The 14,925-nt window shown below is 71.8% G+C and carries 13 protein-coding genes; 9 read left to right on the plus strand and 4 right to left on the minus strand.

Features of this window, described 5'->3' with window-relative positions:
* On the plus strand, window positions 1-1,415 hold a 1,415-nt coding region (locus G4D87_RS19430; protein WP_240358415.1), incomplete at its 5' end, for a penicillin-binding transpeptidase domain-containing protein.
* Between the two features lie 8 nt (window positions 1,416-1,423).
* On the opposite strand, the gene G4D87_RS19435 is transcribed toward G4D87_RS19430, so the two are convergent.
* Complete coding sequence (locus G4D87_RS19435; protein WP_163783559.1) at window positions 1,424-2,578, minus strand: DUF4388 domain-containing protein; 1,155 nt, start codon at window positions 2,576-2,578, stop codon at window positions 1,424-1,426.
* Window positions 2,579-2,599: 21 nt separating this feature from the next.
* Between G4D87_RS19435 and G4D87_RS19440 the strand changes: the two genes are divergently transcribed.
* The 8 genes from G4D87_RS19440 (at window position 2,600) to G4D87_RS19475 (ending at window position 12,174) form a co-directional block, all read left to right on the plus strand.
* Complete coding sequence (locus tag G4D87_RS19440) at window positions 2,600-2,878, plus strand: glutaredoxin family protein (RefSeq protein ID WP_163783560.1); 279 nt, start codon at window positions 2,600-2,602, stop codon at window positions 2,876-2,878.
* 140 nt (window positions 2,879-3,018) lie between these two features.
* On the plus strand, window positions 3,019-3,951 hold the full coding sequence (locus G4D87_RS19445; RefSeq protein WP_163783569.1) for a GGDEF domain-containing protein: 933 nt from the start codon (window positions 3,019-3,021) through the stop codon (window positions 3,949-3,951).
* 43 nt (window positions 3,952-3,994) lie between these two features.
* Window positions 3,995-5,656: a sigma-54-dependent transcriptional regulator gene (locus tag G4D87_RS19450; RefSeq protein WP_163783561.1), complete on the plus strand. Its 1,662-nt coding sequence runs from the start codon at window positions 3,995-3,997 to the stop codon at window positions 5,654-5,656.
* A gap of 53 nt (window positions 5,657-5,709) precedes the next feature.
* Window positions 5,710-7,023, plus strand: coding sequence for a GNAT family N-acetyltransferase (locus G4D87_RS19455; RefSeq protein WP_163783562.1), 1,314 nt, complete (start codon window positions 5,710-5,712; stop codon window positions 7,021-7,023).
* Window positions 7,024-7,136: 113 nt separating this feature from the next.
* A complete protein-coding gene (locus G4D87_RS19460; protein WP_163783563.1) occupies window positions 7,137-7,946 on the plus strand; it encodes an ActD protein in 810 nt (269 codons plus the stop codon).
* Window positions 7,946-10,189, plus strand: a complete 2,244-nt coding sequence (locus G4D87_RS19465; protein WP_163783564.1) for a caspase family protein — start codon at window positions 7,946-7,948, stop codon at window positions 10,187-10,189. Before G4D87_RS19460 ends, G4D87_RS19465 begins: the two co-directional genes overlap by 1 nt.
* Window positions 10,190-10,329: 140 nt before the next feature.
* On the plus strand, window positions 10,330-10,896 hold the full coding sequence (locus G4D87_RS19470) for a tetratricopeptide repeat protein (RefSeq protein WP_163783565.1): 567 nt from the start codon (window positions 10,330-10,332) through the stop codon (window positions 10,894-10,896).
* 159 nt (window positions 10,897-11,055) lie between these two features.
* Window positions 11,056-12,174 carry a 3-deoxy-7-phosphoheptulonate synthase gene (locus G4D87_RS19475; protein WP_163783566.1) on the plus strand — a complete coding sequence of 373 codons (1,119 nt, stop codon included), beginning with the start codon at window positions 11,056-11,058 and terminating at the stop codon, window positions 12,172-12,174.
* 7 nt (window positions 12,175-12,181) lie between these two features.
* On the opposite strand, the gene pheA is transcribed toward G4D87_RS19475, so the two are convergent.
* From pheA to G4D87_RS19490, 3 genes are all read right to left on the minus strand, one after another.
* Window positions 12,182-13,003 (minus strand): prephenate dehydratase, encoded by an 822-nt coding sequence (gene pheA / locus G4D87_RS19480; RefSeq protein WP_163783567.1) that lies wholly within the window; start codon window positions 13,001-13,003, stop codon window positions 12,182-12,184.
* Complete coding sequence (locus G4D87_RS19485) at window positions 12,996-14,135, minus strand: bifunctional chorismate mutase/prephenate dehydratase (RefSeq protein ID WP_163783568.1); 1,140 nt, start codon at window positions 14,133-14,135, stop codon at window positions 12,996-12,998. The genes pheA and G4D87_RS19485 overlap by 8 nt, the downstream gene beginning before the upstream one ends.
* A 69-nt stretch (window positions 14,136-14,204) precedes the next feature.
* Window positions 14,205-14,696, minus strand: coding sequence for an EVE domain-containing protein (locus tag G4D87_RS19490; protein ID WP_240358416.1), 492 nt, complete (start codon window positions 14,694-14,696; stop codon window positions 14,205-14,207).
* Between the last annotated feature and the right edge of the window lie 229 nt (window positions 14,697-14,925).

A 14,925-nucleotide genomic window follows, 5' to 3' on the forward strand; every position in this document is an offset into this window, starting at 1 on the left:
CCCCCGTAGCAATGCGCCTCCACCGCCGTCTCCTGTCCGCCGCCGCGCTGCTCCCCCTGGTCCTCGTCCTTGGCGCGACCGAGCCGGAGCAGCCCGCGTCCGCAGGTGTCTCCGAGGACGGTGGGGTGGGGGCGACCGCCCCTGGCACGGCGTCGCAGGGCGCGCAGACGGACGCGGGGACTTCAGGCTCCGCCGCCGTGTCCGCCGCGGCCGTGCTCGGGGGCGAGTCGCCGGACGGGGGCCTTGCGGCGCTGGCCGCGGAGCCGGGGATGGTTCCGCCCGTTCCCGTGCCCTCGCGCGCGAAGGCGCCGCCCATCGCCAAGGTGAAGCCGCTGCCCAGGTCCGCGGACCTCATGGCCCGCGCGACGCTGGAGGGCGGGAAGCTGGTGGTGAAGGAGAAGGGCGGCAAGAAGAAGCAGCTCACCATCGACCCGGTGCTGCAGGCGTCGCTGACGCAGATCCTCCGCAATTATGAGACGCCCTACGGCGCGGCCGTGGTGCTGGAGCCGTCCACCGGACGGGTGCTGGCGCTGGCGGAGCACTCGGCGGCGAGGCCGGAGCTGCGGGGCCTGCCGGTCCGCGCGGTGTTCCCCGCGGCCAGCGTCTTCAAGATCATCACCGGCAGCGCGCTGCTGGAAGCTGGCGTCACGCCGGAGACGGAAGAGTGCTTCCACGGCGGCAAGCGGCGCCTCTCCGAGAAGCTCCTGCAGGACAGCGAGCGGGACGGCTCCTGCTATTCGCTGGCGCTGGCCATGGGCAGGAGCGCCAACGTCATCTTCGCCAAGCTGACGAACAAGCACCTCAGCGTGGACTCGCTGCGCCGCATGGCGGCCCGCTTCCGCTTCAACCGTGAGATTGAGTTCCCCGTGCCGACGGACGTGTCGCTCGCCGCCATTCCGGAGGAGCCGTTCAGCCTGGCCAACACGGGCGCGGGCTTCGGGGACGTGTACCTGTCCCCGCTGCACGGCGCGCTCGTCGCCGCGGTGGCCGCCAACGAGGGCCGCTGGGTGGACCCCATCATCTTCGAGCCCGAAGGCCCGGCGCCGCTGCTCCCGGTGGAAGGCGAGCCCGTCCTCTCACCGGAGGCCGCGAAGGACCTCACGGTGATGCTGGAGGAGACCGTCACGCACGGCACCGCGCGCGCCGTGTTCCGCGAGCGCGGCTTCCGCGTGGACGAAGCCGTGGGCAAGACAGGCTCCCTGGCCGACCGCGAGCCCTTCCGCGACTACTCCTGGTTCGTGGGCTTCGCGCCCAAGGACAACCCTCGCGTCGCCGTGGCCGCCATCATCGTCAATGACCCCAAGTGGCGCATCCGGGGCACCTGGCTGGGACGCGAGGCGCTCCGCCTGGGCCTGGAGCGGCTGCCCGCGCCCGTGGAGATGACGGCCCCGGCCTCCGCCGCCGGCGAGCACTGACGCGTCCGTCAGCGCGGCGTCAGCTTCACCAGCCCCGCGTCCACGAAGCCGGCGAAGAACTTCAGCGCATCCAGCTCCTGCAGCGGCGACACGTGGACGATGGCGGCCACGTCGCGCCGTCCGTCGATGCGCGACAGCAGGTAGCGCTCCGGCGCGGAGAGCTGGAGCGTCTTCAGGTGCCCGGGAGCGACCTGGAGCGTGGGGACCTGGGGCGGCTCGGCCAGCTCCTTGCGCAGGTGCACCAGGAGCTTCTCCTGGGCCGCCTTGACGAACTCCGCCGTGCGAGCGGAGGGCGACATCTCATGCGCCCGCCGCGCCAGCGCCTCGCCGTCCCGCGCGTTGCCCGCGTCGAGGAACAGCTGCGCGGCCTGGAGCACCTCGTCCGACGACGTCTCCGAGCCGATGATGCCCGGCTCTCCGTCCTCCTCCACCACCACGGACATCTCGGACTCGGGCGGCTCGTCGGACACCTTCACCGCGTCCAGGCGGTAGAGCGCGTACAGCCGCTGGTAGAGGAAGAAGTCCGTGGCGTGCAGCGCCAGCGCGATGCCGTCGATGGTGAGGCCTTCCTTGATGAGCTGGACGATGCGCTCGTCCATGCTCCCGGGCTTGCGCTCGGGCAGCTTGCGCTCGTCCACCGCGAGCCGGACCGCGCCGGAGGGGAAGACGGCGCGGATGGCCTGCCAGGCCGTCTCCCGGAACTCGCCCTCGCGGTGGACGTCCAGCAGGTCCACGGTGACGTCCAGGCCCGCGACCTCCGGCGCCGTGTCCGCCGCCTCGAAGACGAAGTCGCCGTCCTCCCAATGGAAGGCGTCGAGAATCATCTCCCGGAACTTGTGGCTGAGCGTGCCGCGCACCGTGGCTTCCGGCACCAGCCCCGTCATCACCAGAATCTTCCCCAGGAAGATGCGCGTCTCCGCCTGGGTGGAGAACGCCTTCTCCAACTGGTCCTCCGTCAGGTGGCCCATATTGATGAGGAACTGACCGAAGAACTCGCGCGGCTGGTTGGAACTGGCGCTGACCACATGGCCTTCGCGCAGCTCCAGTTGCTTGCGCACGTCCCCACGCTCCACCTTCAGGGACCCCGTCGCTCGCCGGTTCCCGAGATAGACGACGAGGTCCTTGAGAGGCATCGTCGAGAAGTCGCCAGACAAGCCACGCATTAACCGTCCATCCTGCCCCGCATGCGCGTCGATATCTACTCGAAACCCAATTGCTCTCTCTGTGACAAGGCGGCCGCCGTCGTGGAGTCCGTGCGTGCTCGCATCCCCTTCGACCTGCGGATCATCTCCATCCTGGAGGACGCGGAGGCCTTCACCGCCTGGCGTTACGACATCCCCGTGGTCGTCATCGAGGGGGTGCCTGCCTTCAAGCACCACGTGGACGCCGCCGAGTTCGAGGCGCGGCTGCATGAGGTCAAAGGTGGCACAGCCATTGCTAAATCCGCTGCCCAGGATGGGTAGCCAGCTTCCCTTCGCTAGTAAATCCGAGGGGATGAAGAAGTCGGGATGGGGTTCGAGGCTGTAAATCCGGGGTGGGCCTCGAAAAGCGGCGGAGAAAAATTACGCGGGAAGGTGGAACGGTGGGTGTGCGAAGGAAGCGAGTGGGCAAGGCCGGACAGCCGCCCACCGTGCTCGTCGTCGAGCCACGAGCAGCAGACCTGGAGCGGACCCGGTTGCTCCTGGGGGAGGCCGGCTTCCGGGTGGTGCCGGTGACGCGCTTCGACGCGGCGGTGCCGCTCTTCGAGGTCATCCGCCCGGCCGCGGTGTTGCTGGCCGCGCAGGCGCCTGACTTCGCGGCCGTCCAGGTCGCGCGCCGGTTGCGGCAGCTCAGCCATGGCGCGGTGCCGCTGCTCTACCTGGTGGATGAGCGGGACGCCGAGGCCCGGCGGTACTGCCTGGAGCGGGGGCAATGCGTGGACCTGGTGCCTCGTTCGGGCACTGGCGTGGAGCTGGCGACCAAGCTCCACGCCCAGCTGAAGCTGAAGGACGCGGTGCTGCGGGCGGCGGCGGGGGAGGAGTCCGGCACGGCCCAGGCGCTTCATGACCCGGTGACGGGGCTCTACAACCGGCCCTTCCTGCTGGAGCTCATCAGCCTGGAGGCGCGGCGGGCGGAGCGCTACGGCGGCGGCTTCTCCGTGATGGCGGCGGAGGTGGGGGGCTGGTCGGCCTTCCGCAAGGAGTTCGGGCGCGGCATGGCGGAGCGTCTGCTGGTGTACAGCGCGGTGGTGCTGGGGCAGACGGTGCGCGACGCGGACGCGGTGGCACGCGTGGGTGACTGTCAGTTCGCGCTGATGCTGCCGGGGACGCCCGCGGAGTCGGTTCAGGAGGTGGTAGGCCGCGTGGCGGCGCGCTTCGACACGGCGCGCTTCCAGGTGGAGGGGAAGGTGGTGCGTGCGTCACTGGAGCTGGGAACGGTGAGCTTCCCGGACTCGGTGGGCACGCCCACGCAGTTGCTGAGCGCGGCGCAGCAGGACATGCGACGCGCACGAGAGTTTCGCCGGATGGTCGGGAGCACCTCCCGGCTGTCGGTGTGAGGGTGGTCGGACTTCGATGCAGCGGGCGAGTGGAGGCGAGGGGATGGACCGGATCGCGGTGCTGGTGGTGGATGACGAAGAGTCGGTGCGCACGTTTCTGTCTGAGCTGCTCGGCAGTGCGGGGTACCAGGTGCGCTGTGCCGCGAACGGCAGCCAGGCGCTGGAGATGCTGTCAGGCGGCTCCTTCGACGCGGTGTTGCTGGACGTGGTGATGCCGGAGATGAGCGGTCTGGAGGTGCTGCGCCGCTACCAGGCCATGGGCGGCGGGGCGCCCGTCATCGTGCTCAGCGCGCTGTCGGGGGCGGACGACGCCGTGCGCGCGATGAAGATGGGCGCCAGCGACTACCTGGCCAAGCCGTTCGGCAACGACGAGCTCCAGGACGCGCTGGCCCGGGCCCTGGGAACGCGGGCGCCGGAGCGCCAGGTCGTGGCGCCCGTCCTGCCCGCGCGCGGGGTGATACCGGCGGCGGAGCCGGCGCAGGAGCAGCGCGTCCTCATCTCCACCTCGCCCGCCATGCGCCGCGCGCGCGCGCTGGTGGAGCGCATCGCCGACACCGACGTCCCGGTGCTGCTGCTGGGTGAGTCCGGCACGGGCAAGGAGGTCATCGCGCGGGAGATTCACGCGCGCAGCCAGCGGCGCAACCGTCCGTTCATCAAGGTGAACTGCGCGGCGCTGCCCGGCGAGCTGCTGGAGAGCGAGCTGTTCGGCCACGAGCGCGGCGCCTTCACCGGCGCCACCGCGGAGAAGCCCGGCAAGTTCGAGCTGGCCGACCAGGGCACCATCTTCCTGGACGAGATTGGCGAGATGGCCATCCGGCTCCAGGCCAAGCTGCTCCAGGTGCTCCAGGACGAGGAGTTCTTCCGCGTCGGTGGCAAGAAGAGCGTGCGCGTGGACAGCCGCGTCGTCGTGGCCACCAACCGCGACCTGGAGAAGGAAATCGCGCTGGGCAACTTCCGCGAGGACCTCTTCTACCGCCTCAACGTGGTGGCCATCCGCCTGCCGGCCCTGCGCGAGCGCCGTGAGGACGTGGTGCCCCTGACGGACCACTTCCTCAAGAAGTACGGCCGCGGCTACATCAGCGGCGTGTCCGAGCTGCCCACGGAGGTGCTGCACGCCTTCGCGGACTACGACTGGCCGGGCAACGTGCGTGAGCTGGAGAACATGGTCCGCCGGCTGTGCGTGCTGAAGGATCCGACGCTGGTGCTCGACGAGCTTCGGGCCGGGGTCCGCGCTCCCGCGAGCGCGCCGTCCCTGCCCACGTCCTACGCGGGTGACGACGGTGGGCCCTTCGGCCGCGCGCACGACGAGGGCTTCCGCACGCCGCCGCCCGCCGTGCAGGTGCTGGAGATGCCGTCGCGCGGGGCTGCCTTCGGGCTTGCGTCCGTCGCGCCGCTGGCGCCGCCCGCGCACGCGCCCATGTTGATGGAGTCCGCGAACGCGGTGGTGGCCGCGCCGCGCTACGTCAATCCCTTCGACGTGCCACAGCCGCCGCCGCCGCCCGCGCCCGCGGGGGAGCCGTCCCTGAAGGACATCGGCAAGCGGGCCGCGATGCTGGCCGAGCGCGAGGCGATTCTCGCCATGCTCCAACGCACCGCGTGGAACAAGCGGCGCGCGGCCACCAAGCTGCGCATCAGCTACAAGGCGCTCCTCTACAAAATCAAGGAGTGCGGCATCATCGACCCGCGCTCGAGCGCGGAGCTGTAGGCGCGCCGTAAGCGTCGCTTGCACTGTCCCCGCGGTCTCGCTATCGCGGGGACATGACGCCTCCTCTCGTCCTCCTGGGGTCCGGTTACACGCTCACGCGGCTCGCGGTGGCGGAGGCCCGCGCCGGGCGCGACGTGCTGGCGGCCACGCGTGACGCCGCGCGCCGGGCCGAGCTGGAGCGCGCCGGCGCCCGCGTCACCGACCTGGAGGACGCGCTCACGCGCACCGCGGGGGCGCACGTCGTCGTCTCGGTGCCGCCCGACGCGGGGTGGGACCCGCGCATCGCCTCGGCGCTGGCCGGCCAGGCTCCCGCGCGGCTCGTCTACCTGTCCTCCACCGGCGTCTATGGCCGCGCGCGGGGCCACGTGGACGAGGACACCCCGGTGGAGCTGTCCACGCCGTCATCGCGCGAGCGCATCGAGGCGGAGTCGCGCTACCTGCCGCTGGGCGCCATGGTGATGCGCATCGCCGGCATCTACGGGCCCGGGCGCGGCATGCACACGCGCCTGCTGTCGGGGGCGCTCCGGCTGCCCGAAGGCGGCGGCGGACGCATCTCCCGCATCCATGTCGATGACCTGGTGGAGTCCATCCGCGTGGTACTGACGCGCGGAGCGCCCGGCGCCCTGTACTGCGTCGCGGATGACCGCGCCGCGCCCACCGAGGAGCCGGTGGCCTGGCTCAGCCAGCGCCTGGGCGTCCCGATGCCGCCCCGCATTCCCGTGGAGCAGCTCAACGAGACGGTGCGAGGCGACCGCGCCATCTCCAACGCGCGCCTGAAGTCGCTCGGCTGGGCGCCGCGCTACCCGGACTTCATCGCGGGATACACGGCGCTCCTGGAGGCGGAGGGCCGCGGCGCCGGACCGACCCAGGTCGTCATCCGCGGGCTGGTGGCGGAGGACGCGGAGGCGTTCAAGGCGCTGCGACTCAGGGGGCTGCGGGACAACCCGGAGTCCTTCGCGGCCTCGGAGGAGGAGGACGCGGCGCTGCCCCTGGAGACCGTGCGCGGCTGGCTGGTGGGCGAGTCCCGGTGTGTCCTGGGGGCCTTCCACGGGGGGCAGCTCGTGGGCGCGCTGGGGTTGAAGCGCGAGTCCCGGGCCCGGCTGGCGCACAAGGCGGTGGTGTGGGGCATGTACGTGGCGCCGGAGGTCCGCTCGCGGGGCGTGGGCCGGCGGCTGCTGACCGCGCTCATCGACGAGGCGCGGAAGCTGGGCGGCCTCAAGTGCCTGCTGCTCGCCGTCGCGGTGGGGAACGCGCCCGCGCACGCGCTGTACCGCTCGCTGGGGTTCCGGACCTACGGCGTGGAGCCCAACGCGCTGAAGGTGGGGGAGACCTTCCTCGACGAGGAGCTGATGGTCCTCACCCTGTGAGCCGGGGCGGGTGACAGATTTTCGAGGGCCCGGTGTTCCAGGAGACGCGCGAGGCCGGAGGCGGCGGGACATGGGCACCGAGGGCTCCTCGCCGCGCTGGAGACGCACTGCGCATGGCCCCTGGCACCCCTGACTGGCTTCTGGAGCGAATCATCCTGGGCGAGCTGCCGGCAGCGGCGCTGTCCGCCGCGCGAGCCCGGCTCGAGCGTGAGCCCGGCGGCGCCGCGAGGCTGGCCCGGCTGGACGCCGACTCCCGCCAGACGCTGGAGCGCCATCCGCCCGCCGCGGTCGCCGCCGAGGTGGCCCGACGCGAGCACCAGGCCCGGGTCCGCGCGGCGGCGGCGCGGCGCGGCGACTCGCAGGGGTGGCATGGGCTGTCACTCAGCATCCCCGTGGCCGCCTCGCTGGCGCTGCTCTTCATGTCCGCGCCGGAGGCGCAGCCGGAGCCGCCCGAGTCACCGGTGCCGCTCATCGTGATGCTGGACACCGTGCGCATCAAGGGCGGGCCGCGTCTGCGGGTCCACCGGCAGGGCGCGGGCGAGCCGGAGCTGCTCGGTGAACAGGCCCGGGCGCGCCGCGGTGACGTCCTGCAACTGAGCTACGTGCCGGGTGGACGCCGCCATGGGGTCGTGGTGTCGGTGGATGGGCGCGGCGCCGTGACGCTGCACCACCCCTCCACGCTGACGGGGAGCACGGAGCTGGGCCCCGGCGAGGTGGTGCCGCTGGCCCACGCCTACGAGCTCGATGACGCGCCGGACTTCGAGCGCTTCCTCTTCGTCACGTCCGAGGCCCCCCTGGAGGTGGCGTCGGTCCTGGAGGCGGCGCGCGCGCTCGCCCGCCAGCCCGGCGACGCGCGCACCCTGCCGCTGCCACTTCCGGATACCCTGGGCCAGACGTCCTTCACGTTGGAAAAGGTGCGGTGATGACGCGGTCCCTCCTGTTTTCGCTCCTGCTCGTGCCCGCCCTGGCCGCCGCGGCGCCCACGTCCTCGGCGCCGCGGGCGTCGGTGCGCCGCTTCGCGCTGCTGGTGGGCGTCAACGACGGGGGCGAGGGACGTGCCCGGCTCCGGTACGCCGTCACGGATGCGCGCTCGTTCGGCAACGTGCTGGAGGAGCTCGGCGGGGTGCAGCCGCGGGACACGTTGCTGCTGCTGGAGGGCGACCGCGCGGCGTTGGAGTCCGCCCTGGTCCGCTTCAAGGCGATGGTGGCGGCGGCGACCACGCCGGGCACGCGCATCGAGGCGCTCATCTACTATTCGGGCCACTCCGACGAGCAGGGGCTGCTCCTGCAGAAGGACCGCTTCGGCTACCGCGAACTGCGCCAGGCGCTGGAGTCGCTTCCCGCCGACGTGCGCATCGCCATCCTGGACTCGTGCGCGTCCGGCACGCTGGCCCGCCAGAAGGGCGGGGTGCGGCGTCCCGCCTTCATGGTGGATGCGTCCTCCGCGGTGCGCGGCCACGCCATCCTCACGTCGTCTTCCGAGGACGAGGTGTCCCAGGAGTCCGACCGCATCGGCGGCTCGTTCTTCACCCACAACCTGGTGTCCGGCCTGCGGGGCGCGGCGGACGTCTCCGGGGACGGCCGGGTGACGCTGCACGAGGCCTACCAGTTCGCCTTCCACGAGACGCTGGCCCGCACGGAGGAGACGCGGGCCGGGGCGCAGCACCCCGCGTATGACATCGAGCTGGCGGGCACCGGCGACCTGGTGATGACGGACCTGCGCTCCACCGCCGCGGTGCTCGTCCTGGAGGACCTGGTGGACGGGCGGCTCTACGTCCGCGATTCCCAGGGACGTCTGGTGGTGGAGCTGAAGAAGTACGCGGGCCGCACCACCGAGCTGGGGCTGCAGAAGGGCCGCTATTCGGTGATGCGCAAGGTGCTGGACCAGACCTCGCGGGCGGAGTTCGAGCTGGGGGAGGGCGGCCGGACGGTGCTGGCGGCCTCCGCCTTCCGCGCGGTGCAGGGGGAGCTGACGGCCATGCGCGGCGGCGGGGCCCTGCCCGCGACGGTCTCTGCGGGCGCGCCGGAGGTCGCCGCGGCGGGCAGCGGGCGCCGGTCGCGCTTCGTCAACGTGGGCCTGTTCCCCGGCCTCCAGACGAATGACCTGATGACTTCCGGCGAGCCCGTGGACAACCACCTCTCCGTGTCCATGGGCATGTCACGCATGGCGCGGCTGGACGGCGTGGCGGTGGCCCTGGGCGCGAACGTGGCCACGGACCAGGTGGACGGGCTGCAGCTGGCCCTGGGCGCGAACGTGGTGCGGGGCGACATGTCGGGCACGCAGTGGGCCATTGGCGGCAACTGGACGCATGGAAAGGCGGAGGGCCTTCAGGCCGCGATTGGCCTCAACCTGGCGCGGGCCAGCGGCACGCTGGGGCAGCTCGCGGTGGGGGCCAACGTGTCCGGCACGTCGCTGGCGGGCGCGCAGCTGGCCGTGGGCGGCAACTGGACGGCGGGGGACGTTGACGGCGTGCAGGGCGCGGTGGGGTTCAACCATGCGCGGGACCGGGTGACGGGCCTCCAGGTGGCCGTGGGCCTGAACTGGGCGGCGGAGGCCCGGGGCGCGCAGCTGTCCCTCCTCAACGTGGGCGGCGACGTGAAGGGCGCGCAGGTGGGCCTCGTCAACGTGGCGGGGCGGATGAACGGCCTCCAGCTCGGGCTGGTGAACGTGTCGCGGGAGCTGGAGTCCGGTGTGCCGGTGGGCCTGGTGAGCATCGCGCGCAACGGCCAGTTCCACGTCGAGGCCTTCGGCAGTGACTTCAACTACGCCAACACCGCCATCAAGGTGGGCAGCCGCTACCTCTACACGACGCTCGTGCTGGGCATGGGCTCCATGGAGGGGGCGCGCGGTCCCAGTCACTGGTCGCTGGGCCTGGGGCTCGGCGCGCATATCCCGGTGTCCGAGCGCTTCTTCCTGGACGTGGACGCGGTGTCGAACACCCTCTACGACTGGAACGTGTCCTTCGAAGGCGACCGCCTCCTGCATCAGCTCCGGCTGGTGGCGGGGTTCCAGGTGGCGCCGAACCTGGCCATCATCGGCGGACCCACGCTCAACGTGCTGCATGACGTCAGCGGGGAGCCCGCGTCGAACCCGAGCCGCCTGCCGAGCCTGGACGCGGGGGGCGTGCGCCTGTGGCCGGGGGTGCAGGTGGGCCTGCGCATCTGACTGACGCAGGGGCCAATGGCTCCCATCAGCGGGACGAAAGCGCGCCCGGGAATGACGTCTTTCCATGGGGACTTCCCCGGTGACAGGCTGACCCTCCGGCCCAGGAGCGCGGCCGGTGTCACCCTTGCGCTGGGGGAAAGATGTCCAAGTTGCTGTTCGCGGCCTTCAATGAGGGCGTGAGCCTGTCCATGGCGGGCAACCACGAGGCGGCCATTCTCGCGTTCAACAAGGTGCTCGCCGTGGACCCCAAGCACGTCCCCGCGCTCACCGGGAAGGGGGCGTCGCTGGCCACGCTGGAGCGCTTCGAGGAGGCGCTGGGCTGCTTCGAGCGCGCCATCGAAGTGGACCCCACGGAGGCCGAGGCCCACCGCGACGCCGCCCTCTGCCAGTTGGAGCTGGGGGAGCCGGAGGCCGCCGCGCTGCTGCTCCAGCGCGCCATGCAGCTCAACCCCACGCCGGGCTACCGCGAGTCCGCCGCCGTCCAAATCTACACCCTGGGCAACGCGCTGCTGACGCGGGGCTCCCGCCGCCCGGACAAGGCGCGCTACCGGCAGGCCCGCCACGTCTTCGAGCTGGCGCTGACGCTGTCCCCCGGCTCCTCCGAGTGCGCCCGGGCCCTGGCCGACGTGTGGGAACACCTGGGGGATTCCGCTCAGCGGGACCACTACGCCCAGCTCGCCACCCGGCTCCGCCCCGTGCCGGCCTAGCAGGCGGCCCGCCGGGGCCTGGACGAGACGAAGCCCCATTCCGGTTTCAAGTCCGGACGCGGCAAAGCGGCTCGAAGTGTTACACCTGACGCGGCCTTTTTCCGCTATACTTCACGCAATTCGCGTAAAGTCCGACAACGCCGCCCGGGAGAATCCAAGATGATCGTCATGCTCGAGCCGGACTCGCCTGAGTCCGTGGTGTCCGCCGTCCTCCAGGTGGCTGCGCAGTACAAGGGAGTGACGCCTCGGACGCACGTCATCGGGGGCTCCGAGTACACGATTACGGAAATCTACCTCCTGGGTTCCACGGCGCAGGTGCCGGTGGAGCCCTTCGAGCAGATTCCGGGCGTGCGGCAGGTGGTGCGCGTGTCGCAGAAGTACCGCGTCATCGGCCGGCACAAGGGCCAGCGGACGTCCGCGGGCTTCGAGTACAACGGCGTCAGCTTCGACGAGCGCTCCGTGAATGTGTTCGCCGGCCTGTGTGCCGTGGACAACCCGGAGAACGTGGACACGATGATGGCGGCGCTCGCGCGCTGCGGCATCCGCACCACGCGCATGGGCGCCTACAAGCCCCGCACCAACCCCTACGAGTTCCAGGGCCTGGGCGCCGCCTGCCTGCCCTGGGTGTTCGAGTCGGCGGGCAAGCACGGCATCAAGGTCATCGCGATGGAGGTGACGCACCCGCGTCACATCGACGAGATTCGCGACGCGCTGGAGCGCTCCGGCAACGCCACCGGCGTCATGCTCCAGGTGGGCACGCGCAACGCGCAGAACTTCGAGCTGCTCAAGAGCATTGGCCAGCAGCGCGTCTTCCCGGTGCTCTTCAAGCGCGGCATGGGCATCACCCTGGAGGAGTCGCTCAACGCGTGTGAGTACGTGGCGAGCGAGGGCAACCCGAAAATCATCTTCTGCCTCCGCGGCGTGAAGACGCACCTGGGTGACCCGCACCGCAACATGGTGGACTTCGCCCATGTGCCCGTGGTGCGCCGGCTGACGCGCCTGCCGGTGTGCGTGGACCCGTCGCACGCCATTGGCCAGGCCGCGCCGCCGCCGGACGGGCTGCCGGACGTCTTCCACGCCATTGGCCAGGGCATCATCGCCGGTGCGTCCATGGTGCTGGTGGATTTCCACCCGCAGCCGGAGGCCGCCCTGTGTGACGGGCCCCAGGCGCTGCGCATGGAGCAGCTTCCCGCGCTGCAGCGCTACGTCCAGCTGGTGCGCGCCGCGTACGAGACGGCCGTGCAGCACGGTGACGGGCTCCAGGCCACCAGCGCCTGAGCGCGCCTCACACCACGCCGTAGCTTCCGAGCACCCGCAGGGTGACGCAGGCGGCCTGGGCCGCGGCCACCGCCTCGCGCACCCGCGGGTCCTCCAGCGCGCCGTCCACGTCCAGGCACCACACGTACTCCCAGGCGCGGCGCTGGGGCCGGGACTCCAGCCGCGCCACGTTGAGGCCGCGCGAGGAGAAGGCGCTCAGCACTCGGTACAGCGCGCCCGGCCCGTTCTCCACGGTGAAGGCCAGCGCCGTCTTCCGCCGCGTCCAGGCCCGCTCGGGCGCGGGCCCCAGGGAGACGAAGCGCGTGTAGTTGTCCGGCGAGTCCTCCACGCCTTCCTCCAGCACGGCCAGTCCATACAGGCCCGCGGACATGCGGCTGGCGATGGCGGCCGTGTGCGGAGGCTTCTCCTCCGCCACCTTTCGCGCGGCGATGGCGGTGTTCGTCTCCGGCAGCGGGGTGATGCCCCGCCGGCGCAGGTAGCCCGCGCACTGCGCCAGGGCCTGCGGGTGGGAGAGCGCCTGCTGGACGTCGTCCAGGGCCAGGCCCGGCGGGGCCAGCAGGCAGTGGCGGATGCGCAGCGACAGCTCGCCCGTCACCGGCACGTCATGCTCCAGCAGCAGGTCCACCGTCTCCGCCACGGGCCCGCCCAGCGAGCTCTCCACCGGCACCACGCCGCCGTGCACGCGCCCTTCGGCCACGGCTTCGAAGACGGCGCGGAAGGTGAGGCAGGGGACGGCCTCCACGCCTGCGCCATGCAGCGCGCGCAGGGCCTCTTCTCCGTAGGCGCCAGGCTCGCCCTGGAAGGCGATGCGCCGCGGCGACTCAGGCATGAGGCGCCTCCGCGCGCGCATACGTCCCCAGCACGCGCAGCGACGAGGTGAGCGGCCGGATGTCGTCCAGCGCCGCCGTCACCGCCGCGGAGGCGGCGTGGCCCTCCACGTCCAGGTAGAAGCGGTACTGCCACGGCTGCCCCGGAATGGGGCGCGACTCCAGCTTGCTCAGGTTCACCCCGCGCAGGGTGAGCCGCTGGAGCATCTCTCCCAGCGTGCCGGGCTTGTGCTCCAGCACCACCAGCAGGGACGTCTTGCACGGCACACCGGGTGCCAGGGGCGTGGCCTCGCGGCCCACCTCCACGAAGCGCGTGTAGTCGAAGGCCGGCTGCAGCTCGCCCGCGAGCACCTCCAGGCCGAAGCGCTGCGCCGCCGTCTCGCTGGCGATGGCCGCCACCGACGCGTCGTTGCGCTCGCGGACCTTCTGCGCCGCGCCGCCGGTGTCCACGTCCGGCACCGCGCGGGCCCAGGGCACCTTCTCCCGGAGGAACGCCTCGCACTGCGCCAGCGCCTGCGGATGGGACAGCACCTCCCGCAGCCCCTCCAGCTTCGCGCCCGGCAGGCCCAGCAGGCGGTGGTCCACCTGGCTGACCAGCTCCGCGGTGATGACCACGCCGCCCTCGGCGAGCAAGTCGTACGTCTCGTTCATGCTGCCCGCGGTGGTGTTTTCAATGGGCAGCAGCACCAGGTCCTGCTCGCCGCGGCGGAGCGCCTCCACGGCCTCCCGCGCGTGGTCGAAGCCGGACAGCAGCACGCCCCCCGCGCGGTGGCCGTAGCGGCGGCGCGCGGCCAGGTGGCTGTAGGAGCCCTCCACGCCGGGGTAGGCCACGCGCAGGGGCGTGGTGTCCAGGCGGGTGACGAGCTCGTGCTGCCGGGCCACGGACATGTCGATGAAGAGCCGCCAGATGCGCTCCACCTCGTGCGGGTCCAGGCCGTGCTCCGCGGCGCGGGTGCGGATGCGGCGCAGCAGCAAATCTTCGCGGCGCTGGTCCCGGAAGGGCGCGGCGGCGGCCAGCTTCGCCCGGGCCACGTCGTCCGCCAGCGCCATGCGGCGGCGGAGGGCATCGAGGATTTCCTCATCGAGGCGCTCGATGGAGGTCCGGATGAGGTCGAGGTCGGGGAGGGTGGTCATCACGAGGCTCCGAGGTTGCGCCACATGGGGCGGAGGCCGCGCGTCTCCCGCGCCGGAAGCTCGCGGATGTCAGGGGCGCTCACGGCGCCGGAGTATGCCCTTGGGGGGCGGCGCCCCACCAGTGTCACCGGACTCCTTCGGCAGGACGGTCTTCCCCATCTTCAACACCTGCTTGAAGTGCGCGGCGGAGACAGCCGCCACGCTCAGCCGGCCGCGGGTGACGAGCGGAAAATCCTTCAGCGCGGCGGTGGCCTTGATGGTGCCCAGGTCCACCGGCTGGGTGAAGGCGGTGACGGGCCCCATGAAGGTGGCGGCCCAGTCCTCATCGGGCACGGTGGAGTCCGGCCCCGGCGGCGTGAGCACCCGGGCCACGCCCACCACGGCCTTGTCCTCGTTGGAGTGGTAGTAGAGGCAGAGGTCCCCGGGCTTCATCGCCCGGATGTTGTTGCGCGCCTCGAAGTTGCGCACGCCGGTCCACTCCGTCCTCCCGTCCTTCTCCAGCTGGGCGTAGGCGTAGACGGAGGGCTCGCTCTTGATGAGCCAGTACTGTGGCTTGGCCATGGCGGCGCACCATAATGAAAGAGGCCCGGCGCCGCCACGCGGGGGCACCCGGCCTCTTTTTGTCGCCTCCGGACGACTACGCCTGCTTCGCGACGCTGGTGGCCGCCGCCGCCGGCGCCTTGTTCGTGAGCAGCGCGCTGCTCGCGTACAACGCCAGGCCCACCACCGCGACCACCGCGGCCTCCATCTGTGTCGCGAAGGCCACACCCATCATGGACATCTGTCTCTT

It is taken from the genome of Myxococcus vastator (assembly GCF_010894475.1).
Lineage (GTDB): Bacteria > Myxococcota > Myxococcia > Myxococcales > Myxococcaceae > Myxococcus > Myxococcus vastator.

Bases quoted from the DNA above. Each gene is read 5' to 3' on its own strand.
- G4D87_RS19435 (WP_163783559.1), bottom strand. From the start codon at position 2,578: ATGCGTGGCTTGTCTGGCGACTTCTCGACGATGCCTCTCAAGGACCTC.
- G4D87_RS19460 (WP_163783563.1), top strand. From the start codon at position 7,137: ATGGCCCCTGGCACCCCTGACTGGCTTCTGGAGCGAATCATCCTGGGC.
- G4D87_RS19450 (WP_163783561.1), top strand. From the start codon at position 3,995: ATGGACCGGATCGCGGTGCTGGTGGTGGATGACGAAGAGTCGGTGCGC.
- G4D87_RS19465 (WP_163783564.1), top strand. From the start codon at position 7,946: ATGACGCGGTCCCTCCTGTTTTCGCTCCTGCTCGTGCCCGCCCTGGCC.
- G4D87_RS19440 (WP_163783560.1), top strand. From the start codon at position 2,600: ATGCGCGTCGATATCTACTCGAAACCCAATTGCTCTCTCTGTGACAAG.
- G4D87_RS19470 (WP_163783565.1), top strand. From the start codon at position 10,330: ATGTCCAAGTTGCTGTTCGCGGCCTTCAATGAGGGCGTGAGCCTGTCC.
- G4D87_RS19455 (WP_163783562.1), top strand. From the start codon at position 5,710: ATGACGCCTCCTCTCGTCCTCCTGGGGTCCGGTTACACGCTCACGCGG.
- G4D87_RS19485 (WP_163783568.1), bottom strand. From the start codon at position 14,135: ATGACCACCCTCCCCGACCTCGACCTCATCCGGACCTCCATCGAGCGC.
- pheA (WP_163783567.1), bottom strand. From the start codon at position 13,003: ATGCCTGAGTCGCCGCGGCGCATCGCCTTCCAGGGCGAGCCTGGCGCC.
- G4D87_RS19475 (WP_163783566.1), top strand. From the start codon at position 11,056: ATGATCGTCATGCTCGAGCCGGACTCGCCTGAGTCCGTGGTGTCCGCC.
- G4D87_RS19490 (WP_240358416.1), bottom strand. From the start codon at position 14,696: ATGGCCAAGCCACAGTACTGGCTCATCAAGAGCGAGCCCTCCGTCTAC.